20 protein-coding genes are annotated in these 20,045 nt (G+C 65.0%); 9 read left to right on the top strand and 11 right to left on the bottom strand.

Annotated features, from left to right (window positions below; genetic code table 11):
• Positions 1 to 6: 6 nt before the first annotated feature.
• Positions 7 to 1,026, top strand: coding sequence for a Glu/Leu/Phe/Val dehydrogenase dimerization domain-containing protein (locus ACNFH5_RS05640; RefSeq protein WP_416744709.1), 1,020 nt, complete (start codon positions 7 to 9; stop codon positions 1,024 to 1,026).
• An 18-nt stretch (positions 1,027 to 1,044) separates the two neighbouring features.
• On the opposite strand, the gene ACNFH5_RS05635 is transcribed toward ACNFH5_RS05640, so the two are convergent.
• From ACNFH5_RS05635 to ACNFH5_RS05595, 9 genes are all read right to left on the bottom strand, one after another.
• Positions 1,045 to 1,893: a sulfotransferase family protein gene (locus ACNFH5_RS05635; protein WP_416744708.1), complete on the bottom strand. Its 849-nt coding sequence runs from the start codon at positions 1,891 to 1,893 to the stop codon at positions 1,045 to 1,047.
• 26 nt (positions 1,894 to 1,919) lie between these two features.
• The gene (locus tag ACNFH5_RS05630) at positions 1,920 to 3,032 is read right to left on the bottom strand and encodes a DegT/DnrJ/EryC1/StrS family aminotransferase (protein WP_416744707.1); all 1,113 of its coding nucleotides are present in this window, start codon (positions 3,030 to 3,032) and stop codon (positions 1,920 to 1,922) included.
• Positions 3,033 to 3,051: 19 nt separating this feature from the next.
• Entirely contained in the window at positions 3,052 to 3,957 is a 906-nt protein-coding gene (locus ACNFH5_RS05625) for a Gfo/Idh/MocA family protein (protein ID WP_416744706.1), read from the bottom strand.
• Positions 3,954 to 5,393 (bottom strand): glycosyltransferase, encoded by a 1,440-nt coding sequence (locus ACNFH5_RS05620; protein WP_416744705.1) that lies wholly within the window; start codon positions 5,391 to 5,393, stop codon positions 3,954 to 3,956. The genes ACNFH5_RS05625 and ACNFH5_RS05620 overlap by 4 nt, the downstream gene beginning before the upstream one ends.
• Complete coding sequence (locus tag ACNFH5_RS05615; RefSeq protein WP_416744704.1) at positions 5,386 to 6,222, bottom strand: 3-keto-5-aminohexanoate cleavage protein; 837 nt, start codon at positions 6,220 to 6,222, stop codon at positions 5,386 to 5,388. Before ACNFH5_RS05615 ends, ACNFH5_RS05620 begins: the two co-directional genes overlap by 8 nt.
• Before the next feature lie 7 nt (positions 6,223 to 6,229).
• Positions 6,230 to 6,721: an acyltransferase gene (locus tag ACNFH5_RS05610; RefSeq protein WP_416744703.1), complete on the bottom strand. Its 492-nt coding sequence runs from the start codon at positions 6,719 to 6,721 to the stop codon at positions 6,230 to 6,232.
• Positions 6,722 to 6,725: 4 nt separating this feature from the next.
• Positions 6,726 to 8,096, bottom strand: coding sequence for an ABC transporter ATP-binding protein (locus tag ACNFH5_RS05605; protein WP_416744702.1), 1,371 nt, complete (start codon positions 8,094 to 8,096; stop codon positions 6,726 to 6,728).
• A gap of 252 nt (positions 8,097 to 8,348) precedes the next feature.
• Positions 8,349 to 8,606 (bottom strand): YebG family protein, encoded by a 258-nt coding sequence (locus ACNFH5_RS05600; protein WP_416744701.1) that lies wholly within the window; start codon positions 8,604 to 8,606, stop codon positions 8,349 to 8,351.
• Positions 8,607 to 8,876: 270 nt separating this feature from the next.
• Positions 8,877 to 9,158, bottom strand: a complete 282-nt coding sequence (locus ACNFH5_RS05595) for a DUF3509 domain-containing protein (protein WP_138216095.1) — start codon at positions 9,156 to 9,158, stop codon at positions 8,877 to 8,879.
• A gap of 169 nt (positions 9,159 to 9,327) precedes the next feature.
• On the opposite strand from ACNFH5_RS05595, the gene ACNFH5_RS05590 reads away from it, so the two are divergent.
• The 7 genes from ACNFH5_RS05590 to ACNFH5_RS05560 all read left to right on the top strand — a co-directional run bounded on the left by ACNFH5_RS05590 (position 9,328) and on the right by ACNFH5_RS05560 (position 14,768).
• Complete coding sequence (locus tag ACNFH5_RS05590; RefSeq protein WP_253451532.1) at positions 9,328 to 9,807, top strand: phosphate-starvation-inducible protein PsiE; 480 nt, start codon at positions 9,328 to 9,330, stop codon at positions 9,805 to 9,807.
• Positions 9,808 to 9,891: 84 nt separating this feature from the next.
• Entirely contained in the window at positions 9,892 to 10,863 is a 972-nt protein-coding gene (locus ACNFH5_RS05585) for an HlyD family secretion protein (protein WP_416744700.1), read from the top strand.
• Positions 10,845 to 12,017, top strand: coding sequence for an ABC transporter permease (locus tag ACNFH5_RS05580; protein ID WP_416744699.1), 1,173 nt, complete (start codon positions 10,845 to 10,847; stop codon positions 12,015 to 12,017). The genes ACNFH5_RS05585 and ACNFH5_RS05580 overlap by 19 nt, the downstream gene beginning before the upstream one ends.
• A gap of 9 nt (positions 12,018 to 12,026) precedes the next feature.
• Positions 12,027 to 13,160, top strand: coding sequence for an ABC transporter permease (locus tag ACNFH5_RS05575; RefSeq protein WP_416744698.1), 1,134 nt, complete (start codon positions 12,027 to 12,029; stop codon positions 13,158 to 13,160).
• A 27-nt stretch (positions 13,161 to 13,187) separates the two neighbouring features.
• Complete coding sequence (locus ACNFH5_RS05570; protein WP_416744697.1) at positions 13,188 to 13,547, top strand: YceK/YidQ family lipoprotein; 360 nt, start codon at positions 13,188 to 13,190, stop codon at positions 13,545 to 13,547.
• Positions 13,548 to 13,577: 30 nt separating this feature from the next.
• Entirely contained in the window at positions 13,578 to 13,940 is a 363-nt protein-coding gene (locus ACNFH5_RS05565; RefSeq protein ID WP_416744696.1) for a YceK/YidQ family lipoprotein, read from the top strand.
• A gap of 42 nt (positions 13,941 to 13,982) precedes the next feature.
• A complete protein-coding gene (locus tag ACNFH5_RS05560) occupies positions 13,983 to 14,768 on the top strand; it encodes a 3-hydroxybutyrate dehydrogenase (protein ID WP_416744695.1) in 786 nt (261 codons plus the stop codon).
• Positions 14,769 to 14,862: 94 nt separating this feature from the next.
• Here ACNFH5_RS05560 and ACNFH5_RS05555 read toward each other — a convergent pair whose 3' ends face one another.
• Both ACNFH5_RS05555 and ACNFH5_RS05550 read right to left on the bottom strand, forming a co-directional pair.
• On the bottom strand, positions 14,863 to 16,893 hold the full coding sequence (locus tag ACNFH5_RS05555; protein ID WP_416744955.1) for a DEAD/DEAH box helicase: 2,031 nt from the start codon (positions 16,891 to 16,893) through the stop codon (positions 14,863 to 14,865).
• Between the two features lie 441 nt (positions 16,894 to 17,334).
• The gene (locus tag ACNFH5_RS05550) at positions 17,335 to 18,222 is read right to left on the bottom strand and encodes a DMT family transporter (RefSeq protein ID WP_416744694.1); all 888 of its coding nucleotides are present in this window, start codon (positions 18,220 to 18,222) and stop codon (positions 17,335 to 17,337) included.
• A gap of 137 nt (positions 18,223 to 18,359) precedes the next feature.
• Between ACNFH5_RS05550 and ACNFH5_RS05545 the strand changes: the two genes are divergently transcribed.
• Positions 18,360 to 19,760: a PLP-dependent aminotransferase family protein gene (locus ACNFH5_RS05545; protein ID WP_416744693.1), complete on the top strand. Its 1,401-nt coding sequence runs from the start codon at positions 18,360 to 18,362 to the stop codon at positions 19,758 to 19,760.
• Positions 19,761 to 20,045: the final 285 nt, after the last annotated feature.

The raw sequence follows: 20,045 nt of genomic DNA, 5'->3' as shown, positions 1-20,045 counted from the left end.
GCCGCCATGTTCGACATGATGGAAGCCACCCGGCTCGAGTCGCTGCATCTCGCCCAGGACCCTGCCACGGGACTCAAGGCCATCATCGCCATCCACAACTCCCGGCTTGGGCCGGCGCTGGGTGGCTGCCGTTACCTGCCCTATCCCAGTGATGATGCCGCGCTGCGCGACGCCGCGCGCCTGGCTCAGGGCATGAGCTACAAGGCGGCGCTGGCGGGCCTGAGGCAGGGCGGCGGCAAGGCCGTCATCCTGCGCGCGCCCCACGTCAACAACCGTGGCGAACTCTTCGAAGCCTTCGGCCGCATGATCGATTCCCTCGGCGGCGCCTATATCACGGCAGTGGACAGCGGCACCTCCAGTGCCGACATGGACTGCATCGCCCAGTTCACCCGGCATGTCACCAGCACCACCAGTGGAGGCGATCCCTCCCCGCATACCGCATTGGGGGTGTTTGCCGGCATCCGCGCAAGCGCCCAGGCGCGCCTGGGCAGCGATGATCTGGACAGCCTGCGCGTAGCGATCCAGGGGCTGGGCAATGTGGGCTACGCGCTGGCCGAACACCTGTCCGCCGCCGGCGCGGAATTGCTGGTCAGCGATATCGATGCCGGCAAGGTCCAGCTCGCCGTCGAGCAATTGGGCGCCCGTCCGGTACCCAATGAAGCGCTGCTCACCACGCCGTGCGACATCCTTGCGCCCTGCGGGCTGGGCGGCGTGCTGACGTCACACGTGGTCGGGCACCTGCGCTGTGCCGCCGTCGCCGGCGCTGCCAACAATCAGCTGGCCCATCCGGACGTCGCCGATGAGCTGGAGGGGAGGGGGATCCTTTATGCGCCGGACTACGTGATCAACTCCGGCGGGCTGATCTACGTCGCCTTGCAACACCAGGGCGAGTCCTTGCCGACTATCACCGCGCACCTGTCGCGCATCGCCGAGCGCCTGACCGAGGTCTACGCCCATGCCCAGGCCGATCACCTGTCACCGGCGCGAGTGGCCGACAAGCTGGCTGAGCGAATCCTGTACGGGTAGGCGGCCTGTCGCCGCTGGTCAGTCGAACTCTGCCAGCAGCTCGCCGCCAGCGCTCTTGCAGGCGGCCTGTTGTGCGAGGCTGAGTTGTGCGCGCCAGACGTTGATCCGCCCGACGTCCGGTGGCAGGGTCGTACGCCACTGCTGCCGCAAGCGCTGCTCCTTGCTGACGAGTAACTGTCCGTCGTTCTGGAAGCGAGCCTGGTGCTCCTCCAGGCGCTTGGCTGTTCCCAGGTGGTAGTTGAGCATGGCCGGATGAAAGTCCAGCTCGATGAACTCGCAGATGCGTCTGACCTGTGTCTGTGGATCTTTCAGCAACTGGTCGTAGCGCAACTCCAGATAAGGAAGACCGTGTGCCTGTTGGCGGGCTTCGGCGATCATGCCAGCCCAGCGTTGCACCAGCCGTTCCGGCTCACGCTCGGGGGCAAACCAAGTCTGGCTCCAGGACAGGGCGACGTCCCGGCCGTCGCGCAGAATATGAATGAAGCGGGCTTCGGGCAGCTGTCCGGCGATTGTTCGCATGTGCTGCAGGTAAGCGGGCGTCTTGTCACCGAATCTTGGTTTTCCCAGGCGCGCGGCATAAAGCTGGTAGAACAGCCGTAGCACCTGCGGCAGCCCCGAGGATTTCGGAAGACGGGCTGCGGTTTCGACGAAGTGCTCTGCGTCCAGGGCAAAGTCCGCCCAGGCAGGTGCTGATTCCGGTAACTGGGTCAGTCTTCGGGCGAGCTCTGCGGGAGTCGCTGCCTCATGCAACAGTGGCCCATTCATCAGGAAGCCGGTTTCCGGGGGAATGGCCAGTTGCGGGTGGGCGTCGAGAATGAAGCGCAGCAAGGTCGTGCCCGAACGCGGTACACCCACGATGATCGGCATTGGCCGTGGTACCTGGGTTATAGCGCTCACGCGGGCAGTCCCTTGAGCAGTACGTCGATGACATGTTGTTGTGCTGTTTCTCCCAGCGTGGGGTATAGGGGCAGGCAGAGCACCTGCCGGGAAGCCTGCTCCGCGTTGGGCAGGGCTTCGAAGCGGCAGCGCTCGGCGAAGGCGGGTTGCTGATGGGCGGGGATCGGATAGTGCACGGCCACCTGGACGCCTGCTGCGCGCAGGTGCTCGGCGAGGCGTTCGCGTCCATCGACCAGGATGCCGTACTGCGCGTAGACCGAGCTCGCACCGGCCAGCATCACCTGGCGTCGCAGGTGGCCGCCGGCTGCAGCCAGGCCCTGGTCGTAGCGACAGGCCACTGCTTGTCGCAGGGCCAGTTGCTCCGGTAGACGCTGGAGAGCGACCAGCAGCGCACAGCAGGACAGCGCGTCCAGGCGGCCATTGGTTCCCACCGAGCTGTGCAGGTATTTGGCTGACTGGCCGTGGTCCCGGGCTTCGCGAATACGCTGGGCGAGTTGCTCGTCTTGGGTGAACAGGGCGCCACCTTCTCCGGCGCCGCCGAAAGGTTTGGTGGGAAAGAAACTGGTGCAGCCGATGTCTGCCAGGCTGCCGCTGCGATGACCGTGGAGCGTTGCGCCGTAGCTCTGCGCGGCGTCCTCGATGACTCGCAGGCCGTGCTGGCGCGCCAGGGAATTCAGCGCATCGAAGTCTGCCGGCTGGCCGAACAGCGAGACGGCGATAATGGCGCGGGTACGGGGGCCGATCAGCCTGGCGCAGGACTCCACGTCGAGGTTCAGCGTGTCCGCCTGGATATCGGCCAGCACGGGCGTGGCGCCCTGCAGCAGAACGGCCTCGATGGGGGCGGCAAAGGTGAACGCCGGCACTATCACTTCGTCGCCAGGGCCGATGTCCAGGGCCATCAGCGCCAGCTGCAGGGCCATGGTCCCGGAGCTGCAGGTGAGGGCATGGGCAACGCCGACGTCAGACTCAAGTCTGCGCTGCAGCTCCACCACCTCAGGTCCCATGATGAACTGCCCATGCTCGAAGAGGCGGGCCACTCGTGCCAGGACCTCTTCCCTGAGTGGCTGCCAGTCGGCCACCAGGTCGATGAAGGGAACCGCAATCGTCATGAGTCGCTCCGGGAAAGATTCACAGTACGGCTTCGCCCACACGGCAGCCATTGCGGATACGCTCGCCTAGCAGCACCGCTTGCAGGGCCTGGTTGCCCAGTGCGATGGGGGAGGGTTCGCCACGCAGCGCCATCAGGAATGCCTGCGCCTGGCGGGTGAGGGCGTCCGGTTCGTGGCTGGCATAGCGTACGTCCAGGTCGATCACGCGGTTTGCCACGTCTCCCTCGTAGAGCCGAACATGGCGTTGGCGGTTGGTGCTTTCGCGGCAGGCGGTGAGGTTCACCCGGCGGCCGTCGGCAAAGGTCAGCTGACAGCGGACGTGGGACAGTTGGCCTTCCTGCCGGCGCCATTCGAGGACGCGAACATCATCGTCGGGGGTTCCCAGGGTATCCAGCAACCAGTCGATGTCATGGATCATCAGGTCCTGCACCACATCGCTGTCACTGCGTTGCGAGCCTTGCGCAGCCGGGGCCGCGCGTATCACCTCGACGCAGGGCACATGGCCGGACAGCGCGCTGCGTGCGAGGTGCAGCGCGGGGTTGAAGCGTTCGCTGTGGCCGACGGCCAGAAGGGCGCCGCAGCGCCGGCCGGCTTCGACCAGCTGTCGGCACTCGGAGAAAGTCAGCGCTAGGGGCTTTTCCACCAAGCAATGAATGCCGGCCTCGAGCAGCGGCAGGGCACTGTCGACGTGGCGGTCGCTGGGGGTGGCGATTACCGCTACATCTACTTTGCCCACCAGCGCCTGGGCGCTATCAAGGCAGGGCAGACCCAGCGTTGTCGCCCAGGCGGCCTGCCTGGCGTCGCACTCCACCAGCGTGGTGAGTCGGACATCGGGAATGCGCTGCCAGGCCGAGCAATGCAGGCGGCCCATTTTTCCGAGGCCGACGACTGCGACGCGCAGTGGCTCGTACAGAGTGGCGCTCATCCCTTGCGCAACCAGCGCCTGAGGCGTCGGTACGGAGCAAGGGCGCGCCAGGTACGCGAGCCAATGACTTCGGCCAGGTCTGCTTCGATCTTGCGCAGGTGCTGCTCTCGGCCGGTCGCCAAGGCCAGCAGTTCCTGGTTGTGCAGGTCCTGCTCGGCCAGCTGGCTTTGCGTCTGCTGGTTGTGCTGCTCGTGCTCAGCTACCCGTGCCTGCAATTGCTGATTGTATTGCTCTCTTTCATCCAGTTGCGCCTGCAGATGCAGGCTGTGCCGTTCCAGCCTGTCCCACTGGGTGTGATGCCCTGCAAGTTGTTCGCTGAGCTGGCGAATCCGCTCTTCGGCATGGGCGAGTTGCTGCCTGGCCTGCGCGGCCTCGTGTGCGGTCTGGTGCTGTCTCTTGATGGTCGGCGCCAGCCAGCGCAGGTAGGCGGCGCCGGCTCGCAGTTGGGCCTGCGGTGCGGGGGCGGAGTTGTGGTTCGCCGACTCGTCGATGAGCTGGGTGTAGATCTGCAACCAGCGATCCACCACGTGCTCCATGTCGGCGTCCTGACGGATCCAGTCGCTGACGCGGCGCGCGTCCTGGCTGTCGTAACGGTTGATCTGCGCCAGCAGGGTGTCTTCGTCCAGCGGCAGACGTTGCATGCTGCGCACGCCGAAATTCAGGCGACGCAGCTCGGCCAGGTTATTGCTGTCGACCATCCCCGCCAGGCCGACCTGGTCGGCGACAATGACGGCGCAGCCGCTCGCCATGGCTTCGATGGCGGCTCGTGCCTTGGCGAACACCAGGTCGTAGTTGCCCAGAAGCGTTGCGGGCTCAATGGCCGCGTTGCCCATTCCGGCGCCGATTACATCGATCTTTTCGATACCCGCGCGTTGGCACGCGCTACGAATGGCTTCGAGGCTTGGCTGGCCTGCGGCGTAATTGCTGAAGATCAGCGCAGAACGCGGGCGTTCAGGCAGCGCGGATCGTTGCTTGAAGCGCTGCAGATCGACGAAGTTGTACAGCACCTCGCAACGCTCCGGCGCAATCCCCGGTGTAGTCAGCAAGCGCTCCAGGCACAGGTCGTCCACTGCCAGGTAACGACCGATCGCCGGCAACACCGGGGGGATTTCCTCCCAGGGCAGCCAGCCGTGGCAGATGTACAGCGCCGGTACCTGGGGAAAATGCAGCATCGCGGTGACGGCATCCAGGTGATGCTGGCCGTGGATGACATCGGGCGGGCTGTTCAGCGAATTTAGGTCGTCGATGACCGGAACGGTGGCGCGGCGCAGCTCTTCGGCGACCTCGCCGAGCTGCGAGCTGTAAGCTACCGGCAAATGGCCGCGACGCATGAGCGCCAGCGCCAGGTCGCGGACGTAGAGTTCGGAACCGGCACGGCTCCCCAGCGTGTTGTTGGTGATGAGAATCCGCAGGGGTTTGAAGGGTGCTTCAGACATGGCGTAGCCCCAGGGCGTGGCGTACCGACTTGGCGCTGGCAGGACGCTGATCGAAGTGAGCGGCGAGGTCGACCAGACGCTGGACCATCTGCGCGTTGTTGGCGAGCTGGCGGCGTTGCGGGTCGAGCCACAGGTAGTCTTCCAGGCCAGTACGGGCGCCATTGCCGTACAACAGGCCCTGGGTATTCATCGCCAACTGGCAGGCACCCACGCCGCCACCGCACCAGAGCGCGCCTTGCGGCAATTCGCTGAGCAGCAGCGCCAGGGCTCCGGGCCGGGCCTGGGCGCCGGCCACGTTGCCGAGGATGAAGTTGAAGTACAGCGGTGGCTGGATCAGTCCGCGATCGAGCAGGTAATGCGCGTAATTGAGCATGCCGGCGTCGAACACTTCCAGCTCAGGACGGATGCCTGCTTCCGCCATGCGCTCGGCCAGGCGCTGGATCATCTCGGGGCTGTTGACGCTGGCGCTGCGGCTGAAGTTCAGCGACGACAGCGTGAGGCTGGCCATGTCCGGGCGCAGGTCGCCGGTGAGTCCCAGTGGGTCCGCGCGTTGTTCGAATTCACCGAAATCCCGGCCACTGAGGGACACGCAGATGACCACGTCAGGATGTACCTCGCGGATGCCGCCGATGATGCGCGCGTAAATTTCCCGGTGGTAGGTCGGGCGGCTCTGCTCGTCCCGCGCATGCAGGTGCAGCATGTTCGCGCCCAGGGCAACGCAGCGGCATGCGTCGGCGACTATCTCATCCACGCTCAGCGGCACGTGTGGACTCATTGCCCGCGTAGGCAGCATGCCGGTGGGCGCCAGGTTGAGGATGAATCCTTCCATGGTCGTGTCAGTCTCGTTCGACGGTCACACCAGCGCGGCTGCGCGCCGGGTTGCCAATCACGGTGGCCCCCGCCGGAACGTCCTTGGTGACGACGCTGCCGGCGCCCACCACGGCGTTCTCGCCGACCGTCACGCCCGGCAGGATGACGCTGCCGCCGCCGATCCGCGCGCCACGGCAGATGCGTGGATAAACCATCGGGCCGCCCTTGAGCTTGTCGTTGAGGGTAACCACGTGCGGGCCGATGAAGACATCGTCCTCGATGACGACGCCACGGGTGATGTGACAAGCGGTCTGGATCGATACACGCTCGCCGATACGGCAATCGCAGATGTTGCAATGCGAACCGATAGTGACACCGGCGCCGATCCGCGCGCCGTTGTGGATCAATGTCATCGAGCCCACCCGGCTTTGTGGGCCGATCTCGACGTTGTCCTGCACTTCGGTCAATTGCGGATTGTAGAAACGGACTTCGGGGAAGCGTTGTTCGAGTTCATGCATGGCGTCAGGCGTTCTCGTTCTCGAGTTGGAATTGGTCCTGCCATTGGCGGACGTTCACCTGGTTGGGCAGGTAGCTCTGGGTGTAAATCCAGCCACGCTCGGCTGGCAGCACCTTGAAGGGCAGAGCCACCTCGATAATGTCGTGGAAGATCGCCTGCATGTGCCTGTCGACGGGCTCCGTGATTGACAGGCGCAGGCTGTAGTCGCCGTGCATGAGCGGCAGGCGGGTGCGGTATTCGATGCAGTGGATCTCGCCGGGCTGCATGGCCAGCAGCGGCTGCTCGGTGATCAGGAAGTCAGCGCCGATCACCGAGACCAGATGGCGGTCGCGCACCTTGTAATTGACTGAAACCTCGGCGCTCCGCAGGCATTGGACATGGATGCGGATGATCGCCGGGGCATCGAAGTCAAACAGTTCGGTCGGCTCGCCGGCTGCATTGAGCAACTCCACCAGGCGTACACGGCTGTCTCCGGTGCCCTGGCGCTTGTTGACCCAGCGCTGCTGGAAGTCCTCGCAACGGGCGAGGAAGGCCGCGTCAGTGATTTGCCCGGCCAGCGACTCTCCCTCGGAGTGCGTCACAGGTCGCGCCAGCACCTGGTTCTGAGTCTGGTGGATGTCATGCAAGTAGAGATCGGTAACCTCGCCGCAGGGGCCTTCCGCCTTGATGCGCCCGGTTTCCAGGTAGATGGCACGGTTGCAGATGGCGCGGATGGTGCCCACGTCGTGGCTGACCAGCAGCAGGCTACCGCCGGCTTCCTGGAAACCGCGGAACCAGTTCATGCATTTCGCCTGGAAAGCTGCGTCGCCCACCGACAGCGCTTCGTCGACGATGAGCAACTCCGGATCTGAATGGGCCAGCACGGCGAAGGCCAGGCGGACGTACATACCGCTGGAGTACGTCTTCACCGGTTGCTCGACGAACTCACCAATTTCGGCGAAATCGACGATCGAGGGCAGCCGCTCTTCGATCTCCTTGCTGCTCATGCCCAGCACCGCGGCGTAGAGGCGAATGTTCTCGATGCCGGTGAATTCGGGATTGAAGCCGACGCCCAGTTCGAGCATGGCGCAGACCCTGCCGCACACCTGAACACTGCCGCTGCCGGGGCTGAGCGTACCTGCGATGATTTGCAGCAGGGTCGATTTGCCCGAACCATTGCGCCCGATGATCGCAACGGCCTCACCTGCGTGCAGGGTCAGGTCGATGCCGCGTAGGGCATGGAATTCATTGGCGCTGTTGCGTGGGCGGCCGCCGAGCCAGCGCGGCCAGAAATGACTGAGGTCATCCAGAAGACGATCGCTGGGCCTCGGGTACTGCCGGAAACTCTTGCTCAGGGCGGTGCAGCGGATGAGTTCGGCAGCGGGCGCATCGTGCATCGTCGGTCGTCCTGATCACGACCACGCGGAGGACGTTCACGCACCGGCTAGGCCGGCGCGCCGACAGTTCCCGGTGCACGGTGCGTTAAGAATTTTATAGGAATTTTCTTAGCGCATTCTGGCATCAGCGTGAGTGCCCGGACAAGCCACTGGCCATCGCTGTCATCCGCCGTCAGTCGGGAGACCAGGCGAGGTGGGCAGGGCGATGGGGGAGGCGGACTCGGGCATCGCCGCTGGCCGGTTTTGAAGCGGTTACTCGCTGGCTTCGTGAAGCTCGCCCAGTGCATCGGGCTGGTTCTTGAAGGCGCGGGCAAAGGTGTCACGGTGACGGGCCATATAGATACCGATCTCCTCGACCTGCTCCTCGCTCAGCGAAGGCACTGCCTTGTGCAGGACACTGGCGAGGTTCTCCGCCAGCTCCAGCATCTTGTCGTGCCGGTCGGCTTCTGCCTTATCCATGAACAGACGCTCCGGATCGCGGCTGCTGCGGTACACCACTTCGACGGCCATTCATCACCTCTGTGCCTTCTCTTTGATTGGGGGAATTCCAGATAACTGTTTATTTATACAGTAAAGTGATTGCGCAATGCTACTGCTGCTGTGCGAATCCTTGCCAGCAGCGTAGACGTCAGGGAGGGCGGTGCCTCTATTGGGCCACTATTGGTGGCGGCCCAAAGCAGTGCGCGCGCCCTGTTGGCGCGCGCAGCGAAGCCACGTGACTGGCGCAAGGAATCGTCAGTCAGATGGCTCTGAAGGAAGGAATTATTGCAGGGTGATGCGTCAGGACGCGATCGGCAGGCCGTTCTCGCCGCGTGTCATGGCAGCCAGCAGCTGCGGCGCCGTGCCGCCTTGTTCGATGGCGATGCCGAAGCGGATGCTCTGGATGAAGCGCTGCAGCTGTTCCGGGTCCTGCAGCTGGGTGTTGCGGATGAGGCGGCGCGCGGCCACGCCTGCCTCGGTGGAGAGGGTCAGGACAATGCTGCCGTCGGGCCGTTCAAGGCTGAAATTGACGCGGTATTGGTCCTGGAATGCGTCGGTCAGCTTCTGAAAGGGACTTTCCATCACTCGTTCCTGCCTGTTTTGTGGCGTGCCTCTGGATGGACTCAGGGCGGGCCGAAAAAGTTCGCAGTCATATTCGCGCAGTCGATCTGTGCCATGACTGCGCAAGATCAATGGCGTAGCACTTGCAGGCTTCACGCCAACAAAGCCTTGTATTGCGGAGAACCGACGAATGAAACAGAACTGGGCCGAGCGCCTGAGCGAGCGGATGCACGGCTGTGCCGAGTCCCTGGGCAACCTGCTGGTGGAGGGCTTCCACTATCTGGCGCTGTTCGCCATCGGCGGCACCGTGTTCTGGTCGGCGGCGGTGGCTTTCGGCGAGATGGTTGGCAAGGGGCACGCCAGCATCGATGACATTCTGCTGCTGTTCATCTATCTCGAACTGGGCGCCATGGTCGGCATCTACTTCAAGACCAACCACATGCCGGTGCGCTTCCTGATCTACGTGGCGATGACCGCGCTGACCCGCCTGATGATCGCTGATATCCAGCACAACCATGTGCCCGACGACGGCATCATCCTCGTCTCGGTGGCACTCCTGCTGCTGGCGCTGGCCATCCTGGTGGTGCGCTATGCCTCCTCGCGCTTCCCCTCGCCGAGTTCGCCCCAGCGTGGCGGCGAGCGTGACCTGATCAGCGATGACGAGCGCTGATCGCCCGGCAGCTTGATCCAGGGCCGCCACCCAGGCGGTGGATGCACTACCATCGGTGCATCCGCTGCCTGAGAAGACGACTTCATGAAGGGATGGAAGCTGTTTGCACCCCTGCTGATCCTGGTGATCATCGCCATTACCCTTTACCTGCGCCTGCACACCCAGCCGCTGCTGCTGCAGGGTGAGGCGGACGCCACCAACGTCATTGTCGCGTCCAAGGCCAAGGGTCGGGTCGAAGTGCTGCACGTGCGACGCGGTGATGATGTGAAGCAGGGCCAACTGCTGATCAGTCTCAGCAGCCCGGAGCTGCAGGCTCAGCTGGATTCCCTGCGCGCCGCGCGCAATCAGGTGCAGGCCAACCTCGACGAGTCCCTCCACGGCACCCGCGAGGAAACCCTGCGTGCCCTGCAGGCCAGCCTGTCCCAGGCCCAGGCCGAGTTGCGCAACGCCGAGCTGGAGTACCAGCGCAATGAGGAACTGGCCGGCCGCGGCTTCGTTTCCCAGGCGCAGCTGGACCTGTCCCGCCGTGGGCGCGACGTCGCGCGCAATCGCGTGGCCGAGGCCCAGGCCAATCTCGATGAAGGGACCCAGGGCGACCGCGAGGAACGCCGTCGCGCGCTGGAGGCTGCGGTACGCCGGGCTGACGCGCAGATTCTCGAACTGCAGGCGCAGACCGACGACCTCAACGTGGTTGCGCCGGTGGATGGTGAGGTCGGGCCGATCCCGGCGGAGCAGGGCGAACTCGTCAATGCCTACAGTCCACTGCTGACGCTGGTGCGGCTTTCCGACAGCTATTTCGTCTTCAACCTGCGGGAAGACATCCTTGCCGATATCAAAAAGGGTGACGAAGTACTGATCCAGGTTCCGGCGTTGAAGGGAGCTGAGGTGAAGTCCAAGGTCAGCTATATCGCACCGCTCGGAGATTTCGCCACCAAGCGCGCGACCCGCGCCACCGGCGACTTCGACCTGAAGACCTTCGAGGTGCGGCTGTACCCGGATCAACCGGTGCCCGGCCTTCGCCCCGGCATGAGCGCGCTGTGGCAGTGGAAGCAGTAAGGAGCAACCTGCGGCGTTTCGCCCAGGCCTTCGGCAGCGAAACGCGGGTCGCCCTGCGCAGTTGGACCATCCACTGGCTCGGCTGGCTCTGGCCGCTGCTGCTGTTCGTGGTGATCAGCGGCGTGTACCAGGCGGGCACGCTGTTGGACATGCCGGTGGCGGTGGTCGATGCGGACCACAGCAGCCTGTCGCGGCGCATCGTCCGTGAGCTGGACGCGGGTTCGCACGCCAAGGTCGAAGTGCTCGGCGGCGGCTTGCAGGAAGGCCTGCGCCGCCTGCGCATGGCTGATGACTACGCGCTGCTCTACATCCCCCGTGATTTTGAAGCGGACGCCCTGGCCGGTCGCCAGCCTGTCGCTGAGCTGTACTACAACTCGCTGTTCTACTCCGCCGGCTTCTACTCGACCCAGGATTTCAGCGGCCTGATGAGTTCGGTCAACGCCGAGCTGCGCCCGCGCCTGGCGACTGGCATGGACCGAAGCATGCCTGCGTTGGCCAGCATCAGCGTGTCCTACGAGAGCCTGTTCAATGCCAGCGGCAACTACATCTACTTCCAGCAGTTCGCCGCCATCGTGCACCTGCTGCAATTGTTCGTGATCGTCGCCACGGTGCACGTCCTGGCGCGGGAGGCGCCGGAGCTGCGTGCCTCCTCGCCGCACATCCTTCGCGCCAAGGCGCTGGGCGCGCGCCTGCTGGGCAAGATGGCGCCATACACGCTGCTGTTCAGCACGTTGCTGATGGTCGAGTTGTTCCTGCTGGTCGAACTCAATGGTGCGCGGATCAACGGCAATCCCTGGTGGATGCTGGCGATCACTGTCTGTTACGTGGCAGCGGCGCAGAGTGTGGGGCTGATGCTGTTCATCTTCACCGCCAACCGCTTCAGCGCCTACTCGCTGATCGGCCTGCTGATCGGTGTGGCGCAGACCTATTCCGGCGTGCTGTTGCCGGAGCTGGCGATGCCGCAGATCGCGCGGATCATCTCCGAGGCCGAGCCGCTGACCCATACCTTGCATGGCCTGTTCGACCAGTTCCTGCGCAGGGCGCCCGCCGAATCCGGCCTGTACACCTGCTGCAAGCTGCTGCTCTACCCGCTGATCGCCTACATGATTGCCAAGATGCGCCTGCGCCGGCGCCTCGACCTGAGCCCGGCGTAAGGAGCGGCCATGGAAAACTTCTGGAATGTCTTCCGCCAGTCGCTGAACAACATGCTCGGCAAGCCCTTGTGGTTGATGATGGTGCTGTCCGTGGCGCTCACCACCTTGCCCTACGCCCACCGCACCATGGATGACCTGCCGGTGGCGGTGATCGACATGGACCACAGCGAAGTGTCTCGCGAGCTGGTGCGCCAGCTGGACGCCGCACCGAAGATCGCCACGCGCGCCTACGACCAACTACCCGAAGCCCAGCATGATCTCGCCTGGCGCGAGCTGTTCGGCATCGTGGTGATTCCGGTGGACTTCGAGAAGCGTGTGCTGCGCGGCGAGTCGGTCACCGTACCGATCTTCGGCGACGCCACCAATCGCATGGCCAACGGGCAGATCCAGCAGGACATCAACGCCACCTACAACGAGCTGACGTTGCGCTACAACCGCGAGCGGCTGATGCGCGGCGGCTTCTCCGAGGTGCAGGCGAGCGTCCTGCTGCAGCCCGCCGTCGGCCAGATCACCGACCTGTTCAACCCCGGCACCAGCTTCGCCGCTATCGTCCTGCCGGGGCTGGTGACGCTGATCCTGCAACATAGCCTGCTGCTGTCATGCACACGGGTGAACCTCAACCTGCGCGGCGGCACCCCGCGCTCGCTGCGCCAGCCGACCTCCACGCGATTCGGCCGCTATGCCGCGCAGCTGCTGATCTGGACGGTGCTGTCGATGCTCTTCTACGTGATCTGGCCGTGGATGATGGGTTACCGGCAGACGGCCTCGTTCTTCATGTTGATGGGGCTGGTGCTGCCTTTCCTGATGGCAGTCATCGCCATGAGTGAATTCATCGCCGAGGTGCTGCCCTCCGAGGAGGCGGTGTACCTGACCATGACTTTCATCACCCTGCCGCTGTTCTACATGGCCGGCTTCACCTGGCCGCCGCAGGCCATGCCGCAGTGGGTGCAGCTGCTGGCCGACGCGATCCCCTCGACCTGGGCGATCCGCGCGGTGGTGGAGATGAACCAGATGAACCTGCCGCTTTCGGCCGTGGCCGACCGTATTCTTATCCTTTTCGCCATGGCGGCGGCCTATGGATTGCTGGGTACACTGATCTACCAGTACCGCAACTGGCGCTGGGACCAGCTCAAGGGCTGGTAGCGCGGATCGTTGAGAGGGAGTTTCGACATGAATATGCACCTGACCGGGCTGCTGCTCGGCGCCGCGTTGCTCAGCGGTTGTGGGTCTTACCACACGCTGCGCAGTGACGATGTGGCGAATGCCAGTGACCTGAATCTGAAGGGCAGCTACTGCGGGGCCATCCCGCGGGTATACGGCGGCGTGGTCTGGGACGCCTGCCAGTTGTACGGCGAGCCCCCGGCCAACACCGGCTATACACCGCCCGCCACGCCGGCCAACCACACCTTCGGCCCACCGATCCTGCCGGTGCTGGATATGGCGTTCTCCGGTGTCGTCGATACCTTGGCCTTGCCCTATACCCTCTATCGGCAGAGCCGGGACGGCAGTATCGAGCTACGCCGGAACTGAGCGGAATCCGAACTTCACGGGAGATGAACGATGCTGAGTCGTCTGTTCGCAGTGCTGATAGTCACTGCCGGGGTTACCGGGTGCGGGTCGGTTCGGACGCTGGACAGTGAAAAGCACGAGAGCGTGAGCGATCTGAAACTGGGCAGGACCTACTGCACCGAGATCCCCCGCATCTACAGTGGTGTCGCTTACAACTTCTGCGCCTTGCATGGTGATCCGGGCGGCAGCAATCAGCGTACCGCAGGGCTTTCGCCACCGCTTCCCGACGCTCCCCAGGGGCTTTACTGGCCGCTGTTCGATGGTGTTCTTTCCGCTGCCACCGATACGCTGGTGCTGCCTTACACGATCTATCAGCAGCAACGCGATGGCAGTATCGAGCTGACCCACGACTGAGCCGTCTAGAGTGAGAGTTTCAACTTCTCCGGGAGCTCTCTGATGGACGCATTGAACGGCAAGGTCGCGGTGGTCACCGGCGCGGCCAGCGGTATCGGCAAGCAGATCGCCCTGACCCTGGCGAAGGCGGGCGCGGCAGTGGCCATTGCCGACCTGCAGCAGGACGCCGCCCAGCGTGTAGTGGAGGAGATCGAAGACGCCGGTGGAAAGGCCCTGGCGGTGGCGATGGATGTCACCGACGAGCAGGCGGTGGACGCCGGCATCGACCGCGTAGTCGCCACCTTTGGCGGCATCGATATCCTGGTCTCCAACGCGGGCATCCAGATCGTCAATCCGATCCAGGATTTCGCCTTTGCCGACTGGAAGAAGATGCTCGCCATCCACCTCGACGGTGCCTTCCTCACCACCCGCGCGGCGCTGCGTCATATGTACCCGGCGAAGCGCGGCGGCGTGGTGATCTACATGGGCTCGGTGCATTCCCACGAGGCTTCCCCGCTCAAGTCTGCCTATGTCACCGCCAAGCATGGCCTGCTCGGGCTTGCCCGTACGCTGGCGAAGGAGGGCGGGCCGCACGGTGTGCGCGCCCACGTCGTGTGTCCGGGTTTCGTGCGTACGCCGCTGGTGGAAAAGCAGATTCCCGAACAAGCGAAGGAGTTGGGCATCAGCGAGGAAGCGGTAGTGAAGCAGGTCATGCTCGGAGGCACCGTGGATGGCGAGTTCACCACCGTGGAGGACGTCGCACAGACGGTCCTGTTCCTTGCCAGCTTCCCTTCGGCCGCGCTTACTGGGCAGTCGGTGCTGGTCAGTCACGGCTGGGGTATGCGCTGATTGGATGCGGTTCGCGAGCAAGCTCGCTCCTACAAAAAAGCAGATCAGTCTCGCCTGTAGGAGCGAGCTTGCTCGCGAACCGCTCTGGTGGAGATCAGACGGCCTTGGGTAACGGCGCGAACAGGGCGTCTATATCGGCGTCATCCAGCTGCCAATCAGTACCCGAGCCTTCGAGGATACCGGCTGCCAGCGCGGCCTTGTCGCGCTGCAGCAACTGGATCTTCTCTTCCACGGTGCCACGCGCGATCAGCTTGTAGACGAACACCGGCTTGTCCTGGCCGATGCGGTAGGCGCGGTCGCTGGCCTGGTTTTCGGCGGCCGGGTTCCACCACGGGTCGTAGTGGATCACGGTGTCGGCGGCCGTCAGGTTCAGGCCGACGCCGCCGGCCTTCAGGCTGATCAGGAACAGCGGCACGCGGCCTTCCTGGAAATCCTTCACCGGTGCGCGGCGGTCGCGGGTGTCGCCGGTGAGCAGTGCGTATTCCAGGTTGCGTTCGGCCAGCGCCTCGCCGATGAGCGCGAGCATCGAGGTGAACTGCGAGAACACCAGCACACGGCGACCTTCGGCGAGCAGCTCTTCGAGCATGTCGAGCAGGTAGACGAGCTTGCCCGAGGTCACCGCGCGTGCGGATTTGCCGGTGGGCGGAGGCGCTTCCTTGTTCACCAGGCGTATGTCGCAGCAGACCTGGCGCAGCTTGAGCAGCGCCTCGAGGATGATGATGCGGCTACGCGCCAAGCCACGGCGGGCGATCTCGTCGCGCACCTTGCGATCCAGCGCCAGGCGCACGGTTTCGTAAAGGTCGCGCTGCGCCTCGGACAGTTCGATGTGCTGGATGAACTCGCTCTTGGGCGGTAGCTCCGAGGCCACCTGTTCCTTGGTGCGACGCAGCAGGAACGGGCGGATGCGCGCGGCCAGGTGTGCCAGGCGGCCCTGGTCGCCGTGGCGCTCGATGGGCGTGCGGTAGTCCACAGCGAACTGCCGGGCATCGCCCAGCCAACCGGGTAGCAGGAAGTGGAACAGCGACCATAGCTCGCCCAGGTGATTCTCCAGCGGCGTGCCGGTCAGGCACAGCCGATGGCGCGCACGCAGGTGCCGCGCGGCCTGGGCGGCCTTGGTGGTGGCGTTCTTGATGTTCTGTGCTTCGTCGAGGATCAGCAGGTGATACTCGTGCTGCGCGAGCTTCTCGGCGTCGCGCGGCAGCAGGGCATAGGTGGTGAGAATCAGGTCATGCTCGGCGATCTTCGCAAACGCCTTGCGCCGCCCGGCGCCGTGCAGGGCGAGCACGCGCAGGTCGGGGGTGAAGCGCTCGGCCTCGTCCAGCCAGTTGGGGATCAGGCTGGTGGGCATGATCACCAGCGCCGGGCTGGTCAGGCGGCCGGCCTGCTTTTCCAGCAGCACGTGGGCGAGGGACTGCAGCGTCTTGCCCAGGCCCATGTCGTCGGCGAGGATGCCGCTGGCGTCGACTTCGCGCAGGGTCTGCATCCAGCTCAGACCTTCGTGCTGGTAGCCGCGCAACTCGGCGTTGAGGCCGGCGGGAATCTGCGCCGGCTGGGCGCGGTAGTCGCGCAGGCGGTGGGCAATCTCGCGCAGTTGCTCGCCTCCCTGCCAGGTCAGCGGCAGTTCTTCCAGCTCGGTGAGGCGCGCGGCATCCGGCGCGCCCATGCGCAGACGGCGCACCGGCGGCTGTTCACTGATGTAGAACTCCGACAGTGTGCCCAGCATCGGCTTCAGCTTGCCGAACGGCAGCGAGACGCGCAGCGGGCGGTCGGATGCGGTCTGCCAGGTATGAATCGGATTGCGCCCGGCATCCAGGCGCAACACCAGTTGTTCATCGTCGGCATGGCGGGCGAGGGCGACCGGGTCGAGCAGGGCCGGCATCCGTCGGATCAGTTCGATCAGCGCGGGCAGCAGGCTGATTCGCCGGCCTTCCACTTCGATGCCCAGTTCCAGGTCGAACCACTGACGGTCGTCGGTTTCCTCGATCTCGGCGTACCAGTTCTCCACCGGCGTGAGGTCGAAGACGAATTCGGGGCGGATATCGATTTCCCAGCCCTGTTCGCGCAGCTGCGGCAGGCCTTCGCGCATGAATTGCTGCCAGGCGGAATCGTCGGGCAGTTCGAACATTTCCCCGGCGCTGTCCTCCAGCGCATCACTGCGGCGCATTGCCGGCTTGAAACCGAGGTCGCGCAGGTCGGCGCGCCAGGCGTGTTCGAGTTCCAGCTCGCGGCTGACGCGGACGATCTGGTCATCGCGGAACACCCGGATCTCACGGCCCGAGCGCGGGGTGACGCTGCCTGAAACCGGCATGTCGCCGTACAGAAAGGCCAGTGCGGCACGGTGCCGGGAGATGTTCTGCATGCGCCCGCTGCGCAGGTCGAAGCCGCTGTGTACGTGGCTACCCAGGGTCAGCCGTGGACGGGGCGCGAGTTCGTCGCGCTCCACGTCGAGCTGTGGAGATTCGGCGGGTGGCTTCATCCGAGTTTCCTTCCGGCAGTCCAGCCGAGTACGCAAACGCCCGATGATACCGCGATTATTCTCGGGCGTGACGCGGAAGGAAACCGGCGGTCAGCGGGCGAAGCGTTTCGCCCCCGCTACGCACAGCACCACGGCGACGGTGGCGCCGGCCATCAGCGGGCTGATCTGCTCGTGCAGCAGCAGGCCGGCCAGGGCCAGGCCGAAGAACGGCTGCAGCAGCTGCAACTGGCCCACCGCGGCGATGCCACCGGTGGCCAGACCGTGGTACCAGAAGAAGAAGCCGATCAGCATGCTGAACAGCGACACGTAGCCCAGACTCAGCCAGGCCGGCCAGCTGGCACCGGTGAAGGTCTCCGGCTGGGTGTACCAGGCCAGCGGCAGCATCAGCGGCAGGGACAGCACCAGTACCCAGCAGATCACCTGCCAACTGCCCAGGTGGCGGGCGATGCGTCCACCTTCGGCGTAGCCCAGGCCGCAGACCGCCACGGCCGCCAGCATCAACAGGTCGCCAGTGAAGTTGCCTGCGCCGCTCTGCGACAGGGCGAAGCCGGCCACCACGGCGCTGCCCAGCAACGAGCAGATCCAGAACGCCGGGCGCGGCTGTTCGCCGGCGCGGATCACGCCGAACAGCGCGGTGGCCAGGGGCAGCAGGCCGACGAAGACTATGGCGTGGGCCGAGTTGACGTGCTTGAGCGCCAGCGCGGTGAGCAGTGGGAAACCCACCACCACGCCGCCGGCGACTACCAGCAGGGGGATCAGGTCCTTGCGCGCGGGTAGCTTCTGCCGAAGTACGAGGAGGATCGTCGCCGCCAGCAGGCCGGCAATACTGGCGCGGGCGAGGGTGAGGAAGGTCGGGTCGAAGTCGGCCACCGCTACCCGCGTCGCTGGTAGTGAGCCGCTGAAGATGAGTACGCCGAGGAAGCCACTGAGCCAGCCGCCGAGGTTGCTGTTCGTGGCGAGGGTGTGGGTGCTGTTCATGGTGGGCATCCGGCAGGAGAGCGAGCTTGGAGGATGCGCGCGGAGCTGCCGGGCGGCCAGTGACAGAAGGGTACAATTTGCGCAAACTGTCTGTAAATTATCCCGGTACACATTATTCCCGGGTCGTCGAGGACGGTATGGGCAGACCAAAGAGCACGCGGGTCGATTCGGTGATGCACCACGTGCGCGAGCGTCTGGCTGCGCGAGCCCTGGTGCCGGGGGAACGGCTGCCGTCGATTCGCCAGTTGGCCGAGCAGTTGGAGGTATCCAAGACCACCGTCGTGGAAGCCTACGACCGCCTGGCCGCCGACGGCGTGATCGCCGCCCGGCGCGGATCCGGCTTCTATGTCAGCGGCCACGCGCCGCCGCTGTCCCTGGCGGATGTGAGTCCGGCGTTGGACCGCAGCATCGACCCGCTGTGGATATCCCGACAGTCCCTGGAGGCTGCGGACACCTCGCTCAAGCCCGGTTGCGGCTGGCTGCCGCCGTCCTGGCTACCGGAAGAGGAGCTTCGCCGCGCGCTACGGCAGATCGCCCGTGCGCCGCAATCGAGCCTGCTGGAGTACGGGCGGCCCTACGGCCATTCCGGCTTGCGTGAGCAGCTTGCGCGGCGGCTGGCGGACTACGGTGTGCCGGTCGGCCCGCAACAGATGGTGCTCACGGACAATGGCACCCAGGCCATCGATCTGGTCTGCCGCTTCCTGCTGGAGCCGGGCGATTGCGTGCTGGTGGACGATCCGGGTTATTTCAATTTCCAGGCGCTGCTGCGCGCGCACCGCGTGCAGGTGGTGGGCGTGCCATACACGCCGACCGGGCCGGACGTCGCCGCCATGGCGAGCCTGCTGGAACAGCACCGCCCCCGCCTGTACATCACCAATTCGGCCTTCCACAACCCCACCGGCGCGGTGCTCTCGCCGCTGGTCGCCCACCGCCTGCTGAAGCTGGCCGAGGCCCATGACCTGCTGATCATCGAAGACGACATCTTCGGAGACTTCGAGCACGAGAGTGCGCCGCGCCTGTCGGCCTTCGACGGATTGGAGCGGGTGATCCAGGTCGGCAGTTTCTCCAAGACGCTGTCGGCCTCGGTGCGCTGCGGCTATATCGCCACCAAGCCGGAGTGGTGCGAGCGCCTGGTGGACCTGAAGCTGGCCACCAGCTTCGGCAACAGTCCCTTCAGCGCCGAGATGCTCTACGAACTGCTGCGCAAGGGCAGCTACCGGCGGCACCTGGACAGCCTGCGCGGGCGCCTGGCAGATGCCATGGGCGAGACGCTGCAGCGCCTGCGTGCGCTGGACATCCAGCCCTGGCTGGAGCCGCGCGGTGGAGTATTTGTCTGGGCCTGCCTGCCGGGCGGGCTGGATGCCGCCGAGGTGTCCCGCGCCGCCCTGGCGGACAACCTGGTGCTGGCGCCGGGCAACGTCTTCAGCCTGAGCCAGAGCGCCACCGGCTACCTGCGCTTCAACGTCGCCCAGTGCCTGTCGCCCCGCGTCTTCGAGGGGCTGGAGCGGGCCATGGTGCAGGCGTCGAGTCGCCGATAACGACGACCGGCCCCGCGCCGAGCGAAACGGCTGCGGGGAATTGAACAGTTGGACGAGGGCGTCTTGGACGGACACCTCGCGTGGACGGGGAGATTCCCTCGTGGGGCCGAACCTGTTCAGCCCCCGCGAACAGCCGCTGCCTCGCCGCTCCTGGCAGCGGCCGACGGGACGATGAACAGCCTGCTGCGCACCCTGGGCCTGGTTGCGACCGGCACCGTTCAGCGAATTTTCGACACAGATACTCACAAACAGCGCTGTCAGGTTCTTTTAATTGAGAACCAATAT

This window comes from Pseudomonas sp. NY15435, assembly GCF_048068295.1.
Lineage (GTDB): Bacteria > Pseudomonadota > Gammaproteobacteria > Pseudomonadales > Pseudomonadaceae > Pseudomonas.
This window is presented reverse-complemented; position numbering and strand designations above follow the sequence as displayed.

Bases quoted from the DNA above. Each gene is read 5' to 3' on its own strand.
- ACNFH5_RS05630 (WP_416744707.1), bottom strand. From the start codon at position 3,032: ATGACGATTGCGGTTCCCTTCATCGACCTGGTGGCCGACTGGCAGCCA.
- ACNFH5_RS05640 (WP_416744709.1), top strand. From the start codon at position 7: ATGTTCGACATGATGGAAGCCACCCGGCTCGAGTCGCTGCATCTCGCC.
- ACNFH5_RS05620 (WP_416744705.1), bottom strand. From the start codon at position 5,393: ATGTCTGAAGCACCCTTCAAACCCCTGCGGATTCTCATCACCAACAAC.
- ACNFH5_RS05590 (WP_253451532.1), top strand. From the start codon at position 9,328: ATGAAACAGAACTGGGCCGAGCGCCTGAGCGAGCGGATGCACGGCTGT.
- ACNFH5_RS05570 (WP_416744697.1), top strand. From the start codon at position 13,188: ATGAATATGCACCTGACCGGGCTGCTGCTCGGCGCCGCGTTGCTCAGC.
- ACNFH5_RS05605 (WP_416744702.1), bottom strand. From the start codon at position 8,096: ATGCACGATGCGCCCGCTGCCGAACTCATCCGCTGCACCGCCCTGAGC.
- ACNFH5_RS05565 (WP_416744696.1), top strand. From the start codon at position 13,578: ATGCTGAGTCGTCTGTTCGCAGTGCTGATAGTCACTGCCGGGGTTACC.
- ACNFH5_RS05585 (WP_416744700.1), top strand. From the start codon at position 9,892: ATGAAGGGATGGAAGCTGTTTGCACCCCTGCTGATCCTGGTGATCATC.
- ACNFH5_RS05615 (WP_416744704.1), bottom strand. From the start codon at position 6,222: ATGGAAGGATTCATCCTCAACCTGGCGCCCACCGGCATGCTGCCTACG.
- ACNFH5_RS05555 (WP_416744955.1), bottom strand. From the start codon at position 16,893: ATGTTCGAACTGCCCGACGATTCCGCCTGGCAGCAATTCATGCGCGAA.
- ACNFH5_RS05600 (WP_416744701.1), bottom strand. From the start codon at position 8,606: ATGGCCGTCGAAGTGGTGTACCGCAGCAGCCGCGATCCGGAGCGTCTG.
- ACNFH5_RS05610 (WP_416744703.1), bottom strand. From the start codon at position 6,721: ATGCATGAACTCGAACAACGCTTCCCCGAAGTCCGTTTCTACAATCCG.
- ACNFH5_RS05560 (WP_416744695.1), top strand. From the start codon at position 13,983: ATGGACGCATTGAACGGCAAGGTCGCGGTGGTCACCGGCGCGGCCAGC.
- ACNFH5_RS05595 (WP_138216095.1), bottom strand. From the start codon at position 9,158: ATGGAAAGTCCCTTTCAGAAGCTGACCGACGCATTCCAGGACCAATAC.
- ACNFH5_RS05550 (WP_416744694.1), bottom strand. From the start codon at position 18,222: ATGAACAGCACCCACACCCTCGCCACGAACAGCAACCTCGGCGGCTGG.
- ACNFH5_RS05635 (WP_416744708.1), bottom strand. From the start codon at position 1,893: ATGCCGATCATCGTGGGTGTACCGCGTTCGGGCACGACCTTGCTGCGC.
- ACNFH5_RS05545 (WP_416744693.1), top strand. From the start codon at position 18,360: ATGGGCAGACCAAAGAGCACGCGGGTCGATTCGGTGATGCACCACGTG.
- ACNFH5_RS05575 (WP_416744698.1), top strand. From the start codon at position 12,027: ATGGAAAACTTCTGGAATGTCTTCCGCCAGTCGCTGAACAACATGCTC.
- ACNFH5_RS05625 (WP_416744706.1), bottom strand. From the start codon at position 3,957: ATGAGCGCCACTCTGTACGAGCCACTGCGCGTCGCAGTCGTCGGCCTC.